This window comes from Nakamurella multipartita DSM 44233 (assembly GCF_000024365.1).
Classification (GTDB): Bacteria; Actinomycetota; Actinomycetes; order Mycobacteriales; family Nakamurellaceae; genus Nakamurella; species Nakamurella multipartita.
In genome coordinates, this window is sequence record NC_013235.1 from 1016363 (window position 1) to 1031129 (window position 14767).

At 71.5% G+C, this 14767-nt stretch carries 17 protein-coding genes; 15 read left to right on the top strand and 2 right to left on the bottom strand.

All coding sequences use genetic code 11. The features are described from left to right. The first annotated feature begins 79 nt into the window (after positions 1-79). The 10 genes from NAMU_RS04590 (at position 80) to ccsB (ending at position 9043) form a co-directional block, all read left to right on the top strand. Entirely contained in the window at positions 80-1600 is a 1521-nt protein-coding gene (locus NAMU_RS04590) for a bifunctional uroporphyrinogen-III C-methyltransferase/uroporphyrinogen-III synthase (protein ID WP_015746244.1), read from the top strand. Positions 1601-1731: 131 nt separating this feature from the next. Next, positions 1732-2343 (top strand): hypothetical protein, encoded by a 612-nt coding sequence (locus NAMU_RS04595; RefSeq protein ID WP_015746245.1) that lies wholly within the window; start codon positions 1732-1734, stop codon positions 2341-2343. 56 nt (positions 2344-2399) lie between these two features. Continuing rightward, entirely contained in the window at positions 2400-3110 is a 711-nt protein-coding gene (locus NAMU_RS04600; RefSeq protein ID WP_015746246.1) for a hypothetical protein, read from the top strand. A gap of 67 nt (positions 3111-3177) precedes the next feature. Further along, a complete protein-coding gene (locus NAMU_RS04605) occupies positions 3178-3825 on the top strand; it encodes a hypothetical protein (protein WP_015746247.1) in 648 nt (215 codons plus the stop codon). Positions 3826-3938: 113 nt separating this feature from the next. Next, a complete protein-coding gene (locus tag NAMU_RS04610; protein ID WP_041368430.1) occupies positions 3939-4178 on the top strand; it encodes a hypothetical protein in 240 nt (79 codons plus the stop codon). Continuing rightward, a complete protein-coding gene (locus NAMU_RS04615) occupies positions 4175-4864 on the top strand; it encodes a histidine phosphatase family protein (RefSeq protein WP_015746249.1) in 690 nt (229 codons plus the stop codon). The genes NAMU_RS04610 and NAMU_RS04615 overlap by 4 nt, the downstream gene beginning before the upstream one ends. Further along, positions 4861-5460, top strand: a complete 600-nt coding sequence (locus NAMU_RS04620) for a TlpA family protein disulfide reductase (RefSeq protein ID WP_015746250.1) — start codon at positions 4861-4863, stop codon at positions 5458-5460. The genes NAMU_RS04615 and NAMU_RS04620 overlap by 4 nt, the downstream gene beginning before the upstream one ends. 10 nt (positions 5461-5470) lie before the next feature. Then, the gene (locus NAMU_RS04625; protein ID WP_015746251.1) at positions 5471-6316 is read left to right on the top strand and encodes a cytochrome c biogenesis CcdA family protein; all 846 of its coding nucleotides are present in this window, start codon (positions 5471-5473) and stop codon (positions 6314-6316) included. Further along, positions 6313-7965 carry a cytochrome c biogenesis protein ResB gene (resB, locus tag NAMU_RS04630; RefSeq protein ID WP_015746252.1) on the top strand — a complete coding sequence of 551 codons (1653 nt, stop codon included), beginning with the start codon at positions 6313-6315 and terminating at the stop codon, positions 7963-7965. The genes NAMU_RS04625 and resB overlap by 4 nt, the downstream gene beginning before the upstream one ends. 37 nt (positions 7966-8002) lie before the next feature. Beyond that, positions 8003-9043 (top strand): c-type cytochrome biogenesis protein CcsB, encoded by a 1041-nt coding sequence (ccsB, locus tag NAMU_RS04635; RefSeq protein WP_015746253.1) that lies wholly within the window; start codon positions 8003-8005, stop codon positions 9041-9043. Positions 9044-9100: 57 nt separating this feature from the next. On the opposite strand, the gene NAMU_RS04640 is transcribed toward ccsB, so the two are convergent. Then, the gene (locus NAMU_RS04640) at positions 9101-9319 is read right to left on the bottom strand and encodes a hypothetical protein (protein WP_015746254.1); all 219 of its coding nucleotides are present in this window, start codon (positions 9317-9319) and stop codon (positions 9101-9103) included. Positions 9320-9512: 193 nt separating this feature from the next. Beyond that, a complete protein-coding gene (locus NAMU_RS04645) occupies positions 9513-9713 on the bottom strand; it encodes a BldC family transcriptional regulator (protein ID WP_041368434.1) in 201 nt (66 codons plus the stop codon). A gap of 319 nt (positions 9714-10032) precedes the next feature. On the opposite strand from NAMU_RS04645, the gene NAMU_RS04650 reads away from it, so the two are divergent. From NAMU_RS04650 to menC, 5 genes are read left to right on the top strand one after another with little or no spacing between them, the layout of a single operon-like run. After that, positions 10033-10431, top strand: coding sequence for a DUF4229 domain-containing protein (locus NAMU_RS04650; protein WP_015746256.1), 399 nt, complete (start codon positions 10033-10035; stop codon positions 10429-10431). Between the two features lie 10 nt (positions 10432-10441). Continuing rightward, positions 10442-11566 carry an L-cysteine desulfhydrase Cds1 gene (gene cds1, locus NAMU_RS04655; RefSeq protein ID WP_015746257.1) on the top strand — a complete coding sequence of 375 codons (1125 nt, stop codon included), beginning with the start codon at positions 10442-10444 and terminating at the stop codon, positions 11564-11566. Further along, positions 11563-12738 carry a M20 family metallopeptidase gene (locus NAMU_RS04660; protein ID WP_015746258.1) on the top strand — a complete coding sequence of 392 codons (1176 nt, stop codon included), beginning with the start codon at positions 11563-11565 and terminating at the stop codon, positions 12736-12738. The genes cds1 and NAMU_RS04660 overlap by 4 nt, the downstream gene beginning before the upstream one ends. After that, entirely contained in the window at positions 12735-13628 is an 894-nt protein-coding gene (locus tag NAMU_RS04665; RefSeq protein ID WP_015746259.1) for a hypothetical protein, read from the top strand. The genes NAMU_RS04660 and NAMU_RS04665 overlap by 4 nt, the downstream gene beginning before the upstream one ends. Continuing rightward, a complete protein-coding gene (gene menC / locus NAMU_RS04670; protein WP_015746260.1) occupies positions 13625-14767 on the top strand; it encodes an o-succinylbenzoate synthase in 1143 nt (380 codons plus the stop codon). The genes NAMU_RS04665 and menC overlap by 4 nt, the downstream gene beginning before the upstream one ends.

The window sequence follows — 14767 nt, forward strand, 5'->3', positions numbered from 1 at the left end:
CTGACCCAGCAGGGTCAGCTACCGGTCGGCGGCCGCAGCCAGCGGCCGCCGGCGCACCTGAATGCTCGAGGAGCTCGTCATGACCCGCGCACGTAAACCCGTCGGCCGGATCGCCTTTGTAGGGGCGGGTCCCGGCGATCCGGGCCTGCTGACCATGCGCGCGGCCCATGCGCTCGACGCGGCCTCACTGGTGGTGACCGATCCCGACGTGCCCGCCGACATCACCGCGCTGGCCGGCGAGGCCGAGGTCAAGCCGGCGGTCGGCGAGCCGGCCGAGGTCGCCAAGGCACTGGTGGCGGCGGCCAAGAACGGCCAGTTCGTGGTCCGGCTGGTGGCCGGGGACGTGCTCACCGCCGATCCGGTGGTCAAGGAACTGCAGAGCGTGTCCCGCAGCGCCGTGCTCTTCGACGTCATCCCCGGACTGTCCGCGACCGCCGTCGCGTCCTACTCGGGCATCGCCGTCGGCTCGGTGCACACCGTCGCCGACGTGCGGTCCACCTCGGACTGGCCGCGGCTGGCGGCCGCGCCCGGCACCCTGCTGCTGCAGGCCTCCTCGGGTCACCTGGCCGACACCGCCGCCCTGCTGGCCCAGTCCGGGATGGCGGGGGAGACCCCGGCCTCGGTGACCTCGGGCGCCACCCTGCCCACCCAGCGCACCGTCGACGGCACCCTGGCCACCCTGGACGGCATCGGCGGGGACATGACCGGGCCGCTGGTGGTCACCGTCGGCGCCGGCATCACCCAGCGGAACCGGTTGTCCTGGTGGGAATCTCGGGCACTGTACGGCTGGCGGGTGCTGATCCCGCAGACCAAGGACCCGGCCGAGGAGATGCTCGAACTGCTGCGCCTGCACGGCGCGATCCCGCAGCGGGTGCCGACCGTCGCGGTCGAGCCGCCGCGGACCCCGGCCCAGATGGAACGCGCGGTCAAGGGTCTGGTCGACGGCCGTTACCAGTGGATCGTGTTCACCTCGATCAACTCGGTCCGCGCCGTCTGGGAGAAGTTCGTCGAGTTCGGCCTGGACGCCCGGGCGTTCTCCGGCGTGCGGATCGCCTGCGTGGACAGCGCCACCGGTGACGCGGTGCGGGCCCTGGGCATCGTGCCCGAGCTGATCTCCGCCGACCAGCAGTCCTCGGCCGGCCTGCTGTCGACCTTCCCCGAGTACGACGACATCCTCGACCCGGTCGACCGGGTGCTGCTGCCGCGGGCCGACATCGCCACCGAGACCCTGGCCGAGGGCCTGCGCGAGCGGGGCTGGGAGATCGACGACGTGACCGCGTACCGCACGGTGCGAGCCGCGCCGCCGGCCGCGCCCATCCGGGAGGCGATCAAGACCGGCGGATTCGACGCGGTCTGCTTCACCTCGTCCTCCACCGTGCGCAATTTGGTCGGCATCGCCGGCAAGCCGCACGCCCGGTCGCTGGTCGCCTGCCTGGGACCCAAGACCGCCGAGACCGCGCGTGAGTTCGGTCTGCGGGTGGACGTGCAGCCCGAGGTCGCCGAACTCGGCGCGCTGGTGGAGGCCCTGGCCGAGCACGCGTCCCGGCTGCGGGCCGAGGGCGCCCTGCCGCCGCCGCGCAAGTCGCCGCGGCGCCGCTGAGGGGGTGCCGCTGAGGGGGTGCCGCTGAGGGGCGCTGCTGAGTCGGTCGACCGCGGGGGCCGGCCAGGACTCCGCGGAGCTGGCATAGGTCGTTACACTGTGTGTTCGGCCTGTCACACTCTGCTGACAAGATGTACCCGGAGGAGATCAGTCGCCTGGCGCCGACCGGCCCCAAGGTCTTGATCATGACCGAGTCCAGCGCCACGCCCGTCCCTGCATTTGCGTCCGACCCTGGCGGCTTCGGCCTGCCCAAGCCTGTCCGGCCCACGACCGTCACCCTGGCCTTCTACGCCTGGTTGGTGATGACCGCGCTGTCGCTGGTCTCGCTGATCATCGTGTTGACCAGCCCGATCTGGGATCAAGCCGTCGCCGCCGGCCTCCAGGCGGTGGACACGAACGGAGTGCGCATTGACGCGCAGACGCTGGTCAATACGGCCAAGATCACTTCGGTGGTCGGCTTCCTGATCGGGGCCGCGCTCTACCTGTTGTTCGCATTCAAGATGCATGCCGGACGCAACTGGGCCCGGATCGTGCTGACCATCATCGGGGTACTGGGCGTGCTCAGCGCGGTTCTGCCGACCTACCGCTCGGTGACAGTGAACGGCAGCACCTTCGTGGTGCAGAACTACGGCATCCACTGGATCAGTCTGGCGTTGCTGGTGGTCGCGCTCGTGCTGATGTTCATGCCTGCGTCCAACACCTTCTTCACCGCGTCGAAGGCCTACCGGCAGTCGCATCGCTGAACGAACTGGTGGGGGAGATTCGTCTCCCCGGCGATCCTGTGGAGTTACTGTTGATCATGGCCAATCCAGGGTGGGACCAGAACAACAATCCCTACGGAGCGCAGCCGCCGGCGGGCGGCCAGGGCGGGTACTCGCCGCCGCCGTCCTACCCGCCGCCGTCGTACCCGCCGCCCGGTGGTCAGGGCGGGTACCCCGGCGCGCCGGGCGGGTACCCACCGCCCTACCCGGGTGGGCCACAGGGCTACTCGGCCTACCCCGGAGGTGCCGGTCTGCCGCCCGAGCCGGTGCGGCCGATGACCGTGACCCTGGCCTTCTACGACTGGATTCTGATGGTCGTGATCTCGGCCATCTCGGTGATCCTGGTGCTGACCAGCTCGGTGTGGGACCAGGCGGTCGCCGCCGGCGCCGCGTCGAGCGGGTCCGGCTCGATCTCCATCGACGTGAACAGCCTGGTGACCACGGTCAAGGTCATCACCGTAGTCATCTTCCTGGTCTTCGCGGCGCTGTACCTGTTCTTCGCGTTCAAGATGAACGCCGGCCGCAACTGGGCCCGGATCGTGCTCACGGTCGTGGGTGCGCTCGCGGTGCTGTCCGGATTCAGCGCGACGTCCACCGTCACGGTGAACGGGCAGTCCTACAGTGCCAACAACCAGGTGTTCGGCTGGATCGGGGCGTTGCTCGCGGTGGTCGCCATCGTGTTGATGTTCCTGCCCCAGTCGAATGCGTACTTCACCGCGTCCAAGGCCCACCGGCAGGCGCTGCGCTAACGGGTATCACACGGTCGACCGGCACAAGTGTGCCGGTTGACCCCGTGCGCCCGGTAAGTTCGACGGTATGAGTTTCGGCGCGGGCGACGCCCGCAAGCGCCCGGGTTTCATGGATTCGTTCCGTGCCGCCCTGACCCCAGCCCCCCTGCCGCCCGACGACGGGGCGCCGTTGGTGCGCCCCAACACGGTCACCATCGCCACGGTGCTGGCCATCGCGGCCGGCGCGATCTTCGTGCTGATCGGTGCGTACTCCATCTTCACCACCGACGATCAGCTCAACCAGGCGGTCGCCCAGTACAACGCCGACATCTCCGCCTGCACCGCCCAGTTCGGCGGCATCGGTGACGCCGTGGTGGTGCCGTCCGGTGCGTCCACCGACGTCGCCAACCAGGCCGAGACCTGCAAGACCTACGTCGTGCTGACGCCCGAGACCATCTCGAGCGCGCGGACGCAGAACATCATGATCAGCGCCATGGTGGTCGTCATCGGGGCGATCGCGCTGGCCGCGGCCTGGTTCATGCGCTCGGGCAACCGCTGGGGCCGGACCGGCCTGGTGGTCGCGGTGCTGCTGTCGGTGGTGCTCAGCATGATGTTCAAGGTGTCGAACCTGTTCACCCTGGGCGCCTCGCTGATGCTGATCATCGCGGTCATGCTGTGCTTCATCGGAAAGGGCGGCGTGTACTTCGCGCGGGTCAAGGCCCGGCGCGCGGGGTGACCGCGCCGGGCGGGTCGGACGGCCCGAGCATCGGGGCCGGTGTCCTGCCGGAGGCTCCCACGACCTCACCAGCCCCACCGGCCGCCCCGGCGGCGACCGGCGGGACAAATCCGGTGCGCTCCATCGTCGTCCCCGGCCTGCTCACGGTGCTGTTCCTGGCCCTGGCCGTGTTCTGCGGTCGGCGGGGGATCGTCACCGACACCTGGCCGGCCTTCCTGCCGGGCGCGGACTCGACCGCCATCACCCGCTACGTCGGTCCCTGGCTGACCGCGGCCGCGCTCGCGCTGCTCGGCGCCGGCCTGTCGGTGCTGGCCCTGATCCGGGGTCTTCGGGCCCGCGGGAGCCGGGCATGAGCGCGACCACGGTCGTGCACCTGCTGCGGCACGGCAAGGTGCACAACCCGGACAACATCCTGTACGGCCGGCTCCCCGGGTACCGGCTGGCCGCCTCCGGCCGGGCCATGGCCGAGGGCGTCGCCGAGTACCTGCGCGATGCCGACATCGCCTACCTGGCGGCCTCGTCGCTGCAGCGGGCGCAGGAGACGGCGCAACCGCTGGCTGCCCTGACCGGGCTGACGGTGGTGACCGACGACCGCATCATCGAGGCGGCCAACGACTTCGAGGGCACCGCGTTCGGCTTCGGCTCGTTGGGCCGCCCGGCGACCTGGCGGCGGCTGCGGGATCCGCTGCGCCCGTCGTGGGGCGAGCCCTACCTGCAGATCGCGCATCGCATGCTGGCCGCGGTCTACACCGCGGTGCAGGCCGCGCCGGGCCAGGAGGCGGTCCTGGTCTCACACCAGCTGCCGATCGTCAGCGTGCGCCGGTACCTGGAGGGGCGCCGGCTCTGGCACGACCCGCGGCGCCGGCAGTGCTCGGTCGCCTCGCTGACCTCCCTGACTTTCGTCGACGGGGTGTTCAGCCGCGTGGACTACGCCGAGCCGGTGGCCGGCATCGCCGCCGTCAACGATCCCGCCGTCAACGATCCCGCCGCCGGTCCCGACGCGGAACCGGTCGGCCGGCCGACGAAGGGAACGGCATGACCACGCGACGCTCGCTTCGTCACGCGCTGGCGGCCCTGGGCGTCGGGGTGAGCCTGCTGCTGGCCTCCTGCAGCACCGGCAACGACGCCGCCGTCTACGGGGGCTCGTTCACCTTCGTCTCACCCGGTGGCCAGACCGAGTTCTCCTACCCGGCGGCCGAGCGCGGCACCGTGGCCAACCTGTCCGGCGAGAGCCTGTCCGGCGAGGGCACCGTGGCGGTCTCCGACTTCGCCGGCAAGGTCGTCGTGCTGAACTTCTGGGGTTCCTGGTGCGGTCCGTGCCGGGCCGAGGCACCCGCGTTGGAGCAGGCGGCCACCGCGTTGGCGCCGTCCGGGGTGCAGTTCCTGGGCGTCAACGTCAAGGACACCAAGTCGGCCGGCGCCGACTTCATGGCCAGCAAGCAGGTCAGCTATCCCTCGATCTACGACCCGTCGATGCGCACCCTGCTGGCGATCTCGGGGTACCCGGCCAGCGGCATCCCCTCCACCATCGTGCTCGACCGGCAGGGCCGGGTCGCCCACATCTGGCTCCGGGCGATCGACGACGCGCAGGAAATGATCGACGTCATCGGGCCGATCGCCGCCGAACAGGCCTGACGGACCGCCGATGACCGAGACCATCACCTCCGGGCCGTACCTGCTGGCCGCGCTGCTCGCGCTGGCCGCGGGCGCGGTGTCCTTCGCCTCGCCCTGCGTGGTGCCGCTGGTCCCCGGTTACCTGGCCTACCTGGCCTCGCTGGTCGGGGCTGAAACGGCCGCGGCACCCGGGTCGACGTCCCCGGCGAGCGTCGAGGGGACCGGTCCGGTGCGCACCGGGGTGTCGACCGGGACGAGGTCCGGAGCGAAGACCGGGGTGCCGGCCGGGGTTCGGGCCCGGGCGGTCCTGGCCACCTGCCTGTTCGTGCTCGGCTTCACGGTCGTCTTCCTGGCCCAGTCGGTGGTGGTCGTCGGCCTGTCCCGAGCCGTCCTGGCCAACTCCGAGACGCTGATGCGGGTCGGCGGCGCCATCACCGTGGTGATGGGGGTGGCCATGCTCGGGTTCATCCGCCCGCTGCAGGCCGAGCGGCGCCTGCACCTGCGCCCGGCCGGCCGGTACCTGGGTGCACCGTTGCTCGGCGCCGTCTTCGCCTTCGGGTGGACGGTCTGCCTGGGCCCGACCCTGGTCGGCGTGCTGTCCCTGGCCAGCGCCTCGGACTGGGGCGGCTCGGCCTGGCGGGGCCTGTCCTTGGTCGTCTTCTACTGCGCGGGTCTGGGCCTGCCGTTCATCGCGGTGGCCTTCGGCTTCAGCTGGGCGGCCGGCGCGCTGGCCGTCCTGCGGCGGCACAGCCGCACCATCCAGATCGTCGGTGCCGTCGCCCTGATCGTGCTCGGACTGCTTATGCTCACCGGCCTGTGGGGCTCGTTCATCGCCTGGCTGCAGGTCCGCATCGCCGGAGTGGGGACGCTGCTGTGACCCACGCACCGACCCGCCCGGCCCCCGCCCCGGAACCCGCGCCGCCGACCCGGCCCGGCCTGATCCGCAGCGTCCTGGCCTTCCTGCGCAACGTGTGGCGGCAGCTGACCAGCATGCGCACGGCGCTGATCCTGCTGTTCCTGCTGGCCGTCGCGTCGCTGCCCGGGGCTCTGCTGCCGCAATGGTCGCTGAACACCAGCAAGACCGCGCAGTACATCGCCGACCATCCGACGATCGGTCCCTGGTTGGACCGGCTCGGCTTCTTCGAGGTCTTCGGCTCACCCTGGTACGCGGCCATCTACCTGCTGCTGTTCACCTCGCTGGTCGGCTGCCTGATCCCCCGGCTGTGGGAGTTCCTCGGTCAGCTGCGCGCCCAGCCGGTGGCCACCCCGCGCAACCTGGGCCGGCTGCCGCATCACGACCGGCGCGAGGTCGCCGGTTCGGTCGACGAGGTCGCCGACCGGATCACCGCCGGGCTCCGCGGCTGGCGACTGGCCCGCCGGGTGGAGGAACGGCCCGGCGGCGCGGCGCCCGCGGTCACCCTCTCGGCCGAGAAGGGCTTCGTCCGCGAGCTGGGCAACCTGATCTTCCACTTCTCCCTGCTCGGCCTGCTGGTCGCGATCGCGGTGGGCAAGATGGTCGGCTACGAGGGGTCGATCATCGTCAACGTCGGCTCCCAGTTCTGCTCCACCTCGCCCGCCTCCTACGACAACTTCCGGGCCGGCCTGCTGGTCGACGGCACCCAGCTCTCGCCGTTCTGCCTGGACGTGCGCAGCTTCGACGCCGAGTACACCCCGGCCGGTCAGGCCACCAGCTTCGTCGCCGAGGTCGGCTCCCAGGCCGGGAGCCAGGCCGGGACGGACGCCTGGGACCCGGCCGCGCTGCAGGTCAACGACCCGTTGCGGCTGGACGGCGAACGGGTCTACCTGATCGGGCACGGCTACACCCCGCACTTCCAGGTGAGCTTCCCCGACGGCACCGTCCGCGACTACGCGCAGCCGTTCGCGCCCACCCCCAACGACCCGAACTTCACCTCCGAGGGGGCCGTCAAGATTCTCGACCCGCCCGGGGTGACCGGTGACGACGTCCGCAAGCACCAGCTGGCTATCGTCGGCATCTTCGCCCCGACGGTCTTCCTGCACGGCGGGATCATGACCTCCAGCTACCCGGCCGCGAACAACCCCGGGGTCGCCGTCGACGTGTACCGAGGCGACCTGGGTATGGAGGGTGGCCGGTCGCAGTCGGTGTTCTCCATCGACACCAACCAGGTCGACAAGGGCGCGCTGGTCAAGCAGGCCCGGTCCAACCTGATGCCGGGGGAGTCGATCACCCTGGACGACGGCACCGTGATCACGTTCACCGGGTACAACGAGTGGGTGTCCCTGCAGACCTCGTTCGATCCGGCGCAGGGCTGGGCCCTGGTGTTCGCGGTGACCCTGCTGATCGGCCTGATGATCTCGCTGGTGATCAAGCGTCGGCGGGTGTGGTTCCGGCTCACGCCGCCCCCGGCCGGGGGCGATGCGCATCCGGTCCGGGCCGACCGTACGGTAGTAGAGGTCGGTGGGCTGGCCCGAACCGACCAGGCCGGGTACGGCGAAGAGTTCGACGGTCTGGCGGCGTTGGCCGACCAGCCGGTGGTGAATCGGTGACTCGCCCGAGCGCGGGCGCAGAGATGGGTGAGTGCGGATGAGCCAGCTATGGGCCGACATCTCCGACCTGGCGTTCGAGGCGGCGTTGGCCGCCTACATCGTGGCCCTGGTCTGCTACGCCATCGAATTGGCCTCGCGGCGGGCGGTGAACCCGGCGGAGGCGATGGCCGGCGGCCGGGCCACCCTGGTCCGGGCCGGTGGCTCGGGTTCGATCGACCCCGGTGTGATCGGCCGGGTGGAGTCGGCGCCGGTGGCTCCCTGGGGCGTCCGGTTCGGCCGGGCCGCCGTGGTGGTCACCGTGATCGGGGCGGTCGCGAACGTGATCTCGATCGTCACCCGCGGGCTGGCCGTGGGCCGGCTGCCGCTGGCCAACATGTACGAGTTCGTCTCCATGATCTGCGCGGCGGCGGCGATCACCTGGTTGATCGTGCTGGCCCGCACCGGCGCCCGGACGCTGGGCACCTTCGTGCTGACGCCGGTCGTCATCCTCGCGGTGGTCGCCGGGACCAAGCTGTACGTGCCGGCGGCCCCGGTCGTGCCGGCGCTGAACTCGTACTGGAAGTGGATCCACGTCACCACCATCGCCATCTCCTCCAGCATCCTGCTGGTCAGCGGGGCGGCCTCGGTGGGGTACCTGCTCCGGGCTCGCCTGGAGCGGTCCGGGCGGCTGGCGACCAAGGATGCCCAGCCGGTCGGGCCCGGTGGGGTCGGCGGCGACGAGGCGAGCCCGGTGCGGTCCCGGTCCATGCTCTCGGTGCTGCCGTCCATGGTCACGCTGGATCGGATTGCCTACCGGACCGCGATCGTCGGATTTCCGATCTTCACCTTCGCGGTCATCGCCGGAGCCATGTGGGCCGAGGTGGCGTGGGGACGCTACTGGGGCTGGGATCCGAAGGAGACCTGCGCCTTCGTCACCTGGGTGTTCTACGCCGCGTACCTGCACGCCCGGTCGACGGCGGGCTGGCGGGGTAAGCGGGCGGCCTGGATCTGCGTGCTCGGATTCGTGTCGATGATCTTCAACTTGTTCTTCATCAACATGGTGGTGTCCGGCCTGCACTCCTACGCCGGACTGAACTGACCACTGGGCGCAACCCCGGGGCTCGCCGCGGTCAGCACCCGCGGTGAGCGACTGCGGTTAGGAACTCTTGTCCTCGCCGCGGAGCTTGCGGTCGATCTCGTTGAGAAATTCGGGGTCGTCGTCCGGGGCGACCGTCCGCGTCGGCCGCGGTCGCGGCGCGCGCGTGGGACCGGCGCCATGACCCGGCTGCTCCGCCCCCGGCGTCCGTGCGCCCATCCCACGCCAAGCCAGAACGATCACCAGTACCGTGACGGCGATGGCAATGAGCATGTACATCGGCCTACCTCCTCGTTCCCGTCCAGCCTACGCACTTCCGCGCGCGGGCGACCTGCCCAATATGGGTGAGTGGAACAGCCCCTGATACCAGGCTCGGCGACCGACGACAATGCCCCGGTCGGCAGGCGAACTGCCGATCCGGGGCATGTGCCGGAGCGAAATCCCGGGGCGGGATGTGCCGCCCCCGGTCAGATCAGGCTGTGGATCGCGGCGCTTCGACGGTCAGGTCCGCCAGCAGCGCGCTGACCTCGGACTCGCGGAACCGGCGGTGTCCGCCCGGCGTCCGGATGGATCCAATGCGTCCGGCCGATGCCCACCGCGTCACGGTCTTGGGGTCGACCCGGAACATCAGGGCCACCTCTCCCGGCGTGAGCAACCGCTCTGTGATTTCCATGGTCACGTGCCACCTCCACATCGGGCCCCGACTGGCCTCGTTTTGACGGACGAACGGCTGCCCGGAGGCATCCGCCTGATGCCGGGACGTGCCACACCACACTCACGCAGATGCGTCCCAAGTCAACTGGCGTACCGTTTGTCCCATTCTACATTGACACCTGGCTTAGTCGAGGGGGGTCCACTGAATTTTCTTGCGCTCGCTCAACACTTGAAGATCGCCCGCTCGACGCCGCGGAAGCGTCAGCACGGTGGTACCCGGTCGCGACCGGGGCGAAACGACCGAACCGCCTGACCTACCCGGTCGATACCCTGACCGGGTGAGCAGCATCGAACCGGACCGCCCCCCGACGACCATCGGAGCGGGCGTTCCCGACTCCGACATCCAGGCCCCGGGAGTGACACCGGGGTCGACTCCAGGGGCGGGCGCCGGGCGATCCGTCGGCCTGGTTGGGCCGCTCCTGGTCTACACGGCCCTGCGCCTGGGCCTGATCGCCGTCATCACCGCCCTGCTCATGCTGTTCATGCCGTTCATCGTGGCGCTGTTGTTCGCGATCATCGTGCAGTTGCCGCTGTCCTGGTTGCTGTTCGCCGGCCCGCGGCGGCGGGTCAACGAGGCGATGGCGGCCTCGTCGGCGCAGCGCCGGGCCGAACGGGAGCGGCTGCGGGCCGCGCTGGCCGGCGACCGTCCGGCGGCCGAGGGGGAGCGGGCGTCATAGGCTGCCCGTCATGATCACGGGGGATGGCGGCAGCGTGGCCGTGGTGGACCGGTCCCGGCCGGCCGATCGGGCCTGGCTGGCCCACGCAGTGCGGCTCATCGAGGCCGACCTGCAGCGCAGTGCGGACACCCACCTGTTGCGGTTCCCGCTGCCGGACTGCTTCGCCGAGGCGGGCATCGATCTGTATCTCAAGGACGAGAGCACCCACGTCACCGGCTCACTGAAACACCGGCTGGCCCGATCGCTGTTCCTGTACGCGCTGTGCAACGGCTGGCTGACCGAGCGGACCACCGTCATCGAATCCTCCAGCGGTTCGACCGCGGTGTCGGAGGCCTATTTCGCCCGGATGATCGGGCTACCGTTCGTCGCGGTGATGCCGGCCAGCACGTCACCGGAGAAGATCGCGCTGATCCAGGCCCAGGGCGGGCGGTGCCACCTGGTCCAGGATCCGTCCGCGATCTACGCCGAGTCGCACCGGCTGGCGGCCGCCTGCGACGGCCACTACATGGACCAGTTCACCTACGCCGAACGGGCCACCGACTGGCGCGGCAACAACAACATCGCCGAGTCGATCTTCGCGCAGCTTGCGTTGGAACGGCACCCGGTGCCGCGCTGGGTGGTGGTCGGGGCCGGGACCGGCGGCACCAGCGCGACGATCGGCCGGTACCTGCGCTACCGGGGGCATCCGACGCAGCTGTGCGTGGCCGACCCGGAGGGCTCGGCCTTCTTTCCGGGCTGGCGCGACGACGACCCGACCCGGACCGGGACCCCGTCCCGGATCGAGGGCATCGGCCGGCCCCGGGTGGAGCCGTCGTTCATCGGCTCGATCGTCGACCGGATGCACCGGGTGCCCGACGCGGCCTCGGTGGCCACCATGCGCGAGTTGGAGACGATCCTGGGCCGGCGGGTCGGCCCGTCGACCGGCACCAGCGTCTGGGCCTGCCTGGAGCTGATCAACGGCCTGCGCGATGACGGGTTGGACGGCTCGATCGTCACGCTGCTGTGCGACTCGGGCGACCGCTACGCCGGGACCTACTTCGACGACGACTGGGTCGCCGCCCGCGGCTGGGACCTGGCCCCGTACCGGGTGGCGGTCCGCGACTTTTTGGCCGACGGACGCTGGACGCGGTCATGACCCCGACCGGGCTGGCCGACCTGGTGGATCGGCGGCTGCCGCAGCTGCTGGCCGACCTGGAACAGCTGGTCCGCTGCGAGTCCCCCTCGGCCGACCTGGGCGCCGTCGCCGCCAGCGCCGACCTGATCGCCGCGCTGGGTGCACGGCGGCTGGGCGTCGAGCCGCGGCGGTTCACCGTCGAGGGCTGTCAGCACGTGGCGTTCCGGTTCGGCACCGGGCCGATCCGGGTGCTGCTGCTGGCCCACCACGACACGGTGTGGCCGATCGGGTCGCTGGCCGAACACCCCTGGTCGATCGACGAGGCCGGATCGCCGGCGGTGCTTCGCGGGCCGGGAACGGTCGACATGAAGGCCGGCCTGGCGATGGCGATCCACGCGATGGCGGCCGTGGCCGAGCGCGGTCACGACCTGGCCGGCGTGTGCCTGCTGGTCACCGGGGACGAGGAGATCGGCTCGCCGACCTCACGGGCCCTGATCGAGGAGCACGCCCGCGGGGCGCGGGCCTGCCTGGTACTGGAAGGAGCCGGCCCGAGCGGTGCCCTCAAGACCGCGCGCAAGGGCACCTCCTGGTACCGGATCGGGATCGTCGGCCGGGCCGCGCACGCCGGCGGTGAACCGGAGAAGGGCATCAACGCGGCGGTCGAGCTGGCCCACCTGATCCTGGCCGTGGGCGCGCTGGGGGCGCCGGAGGCGGGCACGACGGTGACGCCGACGGTCGCCGCGGCCGGCACGACCACCAACACGGTGCCCGCGGCGGCCGTGCTGAACATCGACGTGCGGGCCCGCACCGCGGCCGAGCAGGAGCGGGTGCACGCCGCGATGCTGGCGCTGGCACCGACCGTGCCCGGGGCCACCCTGACCGTCGCGGGCGGCATCAACCGGCCGCCGATGCCGAGGTCGAGCGCGGCCGGGCTGTTCGCCATCGCCGGCCGGCTGGCCGACCGGGAAGGGCTGGGCCCGCTGGCCGAACGATCGGTCGGTGGCGGGTCGGACGGCAACTTCACCGCCGCGCTCGGCGTGCCGACGCTGGACGGTCTGGGGGCCGTCGGCGGCGGCGCGCACGCGGCCGACGAGCACGTGCGGCTGGACGCGATCGGGCCGCGGACGGTGCTGCTGGCCGCCTTGATCCAGGAGCTGGCAGGCCCCGAACCCGCCGCGCGGGAGCCCGGGTGAGCGAGGCGTTCGCGGTCGCCCGGGCCGCCGCCGCCCGGGCGTCGGTGCAGATCAGGGAACTGGACACGCTGGCCGAGATGACGGCCGCCTGCGCCCTGCTGGACCGGATCTGGCAGATCCCACCGGGGGAGGTCTCGGAGGTGCGGCCGTCGCTGCTGCGGGCGCTCGGACACGCCGGCAACTACCTGGTCGGCGCCTACGCCACCGACGGGCCGCGCGCCGACGAGCTGGTGGCCGCCAGCGTCGCCTTCTTCGGCTCACCGCCCGGCGGCTCACTGCACTCGCACATCACCGGGGTGCTGCCCGGCGCGGGAGCCGGCGTCGGCGCCGCGATCAAGTGGCATCAGCGGGCCTGGGCCCTGGCCCACGGGGTGGGCCGGGTCACCTGGACCTACGACCCGCTGATCGCCCGCAACGCGTTCTTCAACGTGACCCGGCTGGGTGCCCGGCCCCGGCGCTACCTGGTCGACTTCTACGGACCGATGGACGACGGGCCCAATCGCGGTCAGCCGACCGACCGGGCCGACGTCGAGTGGGACCTGCGCTCGCCCGAGGTGCGGGCGGCCGCCGCGCCGGTGCTCGCCGGTCGGCCCGGGACCGACGGACCCGACGTGGACGCGCTGCGGTCGGCCGGTGCGACGGTGGCGCTCGCGGTCGGCGACGACGGCGAGCCGGCCCGGGCCGAATCCGCCGGTGGGGCGACCGGTCCGCTGCTGATCGGGGTGCCCGCCGACATCGAGGCGCTGCGCCGGACGGACCCGGCGCAGGCCCTGCGTTGGCGGTTGGCGGTGCGGTCCGTACTCGGCGCGGCGATGGCCGACGACGCCCGGCGGATCACCGGATTCGCCCGATCCGGTTGGTATGTCCTGGAAGGGAAGGGACCGGCATGAAGCTGACGGGAGCCGAGCTGCGGACGATCCGGATGCCGTTGGTGACGCCGTTCGAGACCTCGTTCGGGGTGGAGGAGGACCGGGTGGCCGTCCTGGTCCGGGTGATCGGCACCGTCGGTGGGGACCGGCGGCCGACCGAGGTCCAGGGCTGGGGCGAGTGCGTGGCGATGGAGCTGCCGCTCTACAGCTCCGAGTACGCCGAGGCCGCCGCGGCGATGCTGCGCACCTTCCTGCTGCCGCGGTTGCTGCGCGCTTCGGCCGCCGGCACCGACATCACCGCCGAGACCGTCGATGCCCTGCTGGAGCCCTTCGTCGGGCACCGGATGGCCAAGGCCGCGCTGGAGATGGCCGTGCTGGACGCGCAGCTGCGGGGCACCGGGCAGTCCATGGCCGGCTACCTGGGCGCGACCCGGCCGACGGTGCCGGCCGGGGTCTCGGTCGGCATCCAGCCGTCGATTGCGACCCTGCTGGACGTCGTCGCCGACTACCTGGCCGACGGCTACGTGCGGATCAAGCTCAAGATCAAGCCCGGGTGGGACGTCGCCCCGGTGGAGGCCGTCCGGGAGCGGTTCGGCGAGCTGATCCCGCTGCAGGTGGACGCCAATGCGGCCTACACGCTGGCCGACGCGCGGGTGCTGCGCCGGCTCGATGCCTTCGACCTGCTGCTGATCGAACAGCCCCTGCCGGAGGACGACCTGCGTCAGCACGCCGAGCTGGCGACGTTGGTGCGCACCCCGATCTGCCTGGACGAATCGATCGTCTCGCCGCGGGCGGCGGCGGACGCGATCGCGCTGAAGTCGTGTTCGGTGATCAACATCAAGGCCGGCCGGGTCGGCGGGTACCTGGCGGCCAAGCAGATCCACGACATCTGCCGGGCCAACGGCATTCCGGTCTGGTGCGGCGGGATGCTGGAGACCGGGCTGGGCCGGGCGGCCAACGCGGCCCTGGCCGCGCTGCCCGGGTTCACCCTGACCGGCGACATCTCGGCCTCCGACCGGTTCTACGAGCAGGACATCACCGATCCGTTCGTGATGGACGACGGCCAGATCACCGTGCCCACCGGGCCGGGCCTGGGCGTCATCCCGAACCAGAGCGTGCTCGAGCGCTTCACCGTGACCACGGAGTGGATCCAGGCCTGA

Bases quoted from the DNA above. Each gene is read 5' to 3' on its own strand.
- NAMU_RS04590 (WP_015746244.1), top strand. From the start codon at position 80: ATGACCCGCGCACGTAAACCCGTCGGCCGGATCGCCTTTGTAGGGGCG.
- NAMU_RS04595 (WP_015746245.1), top strand. From the start codon at position 1,732: ATGTACCCGGAGGAGATCAGTCGCCTGGCGCCGACCGGCCCCAAGGTC.
- NAMU_RS04600 (WP_015746246.1), top strand. From the start codon at position 2,400: ATGGCCAATCCAGGGTGGGACCAGAACAACAATCCCTACGGAGCGCAG.
- NAMU_RS04605 (WP_015746247.1), top strand. From the start codon at position 3,178: ATGAGTTTCGGCGCGGGCGACGCCCGCAAGCGCCCGGGTTTCATGGAT.
- NAMU_RS04615 (WP_015746249.1), top strand. From the start codon at position 4,175: ATGAGCGCGACCACGGTCGTGCACCTGCTGCGGCACGGCAAGGTGCAC.
- NAMU_RS04620 (WP_015746250.1), top strand. From the start codon at position 4,861: ATGACCACGCGACGCTCGCTTCGTCACGCGCTGGCGGCCCTGGGCGTC.
- NAMU_RS04625 (WP_015746251.1), top strand. From the start codon at position 5,471: ATGACCGAGACCATCACCTCCGGGCCGTACCTGCTGGCCGCGCTGCTC.
- ccsB (WP_015746253.1), top strand. From the start codon at position 8,003: ATGAGCCAGCTATGGGCCGACATCTCCGACCTGGCGTTCGAGGCGGCG.
- NAMU_RS04640 (WP_015746254.1), bottom strand. From the start codon at position 9,319: ATGTACATGCTCATTGCCATCGCCGTCACGGTACTGGTGATCGTTCTG.
- NAMU_RS04645 (WP_041368434.1), bottom strand. From the start codon at position 9,713: ATGGAAATCACAGAGCGGTTGCTCACGCCGGGAGAGGTGGCCCTGATG.
- cds1 (WP_015746257.1), top strand. From the start codon at position 10,442: ATGATCACGGGGGATGGCGGCAGCGTGGCCGTGGTGGACCGGTCCCGG.
- NAMU_RS04660 (WP_015746258.1), top strand. From the start codon at position 11,563: ATGACCCCGACCGGGCTGGCCGACCTGGTGGATCGGCGGCTGCCGCAG.
- menC (WP_015746260.1), top strand. From the start codon at position 13,625: ATGAAGCTGACGGGAGCCGAGCTGCGGACGATCCGGATGCCGTTGGTG.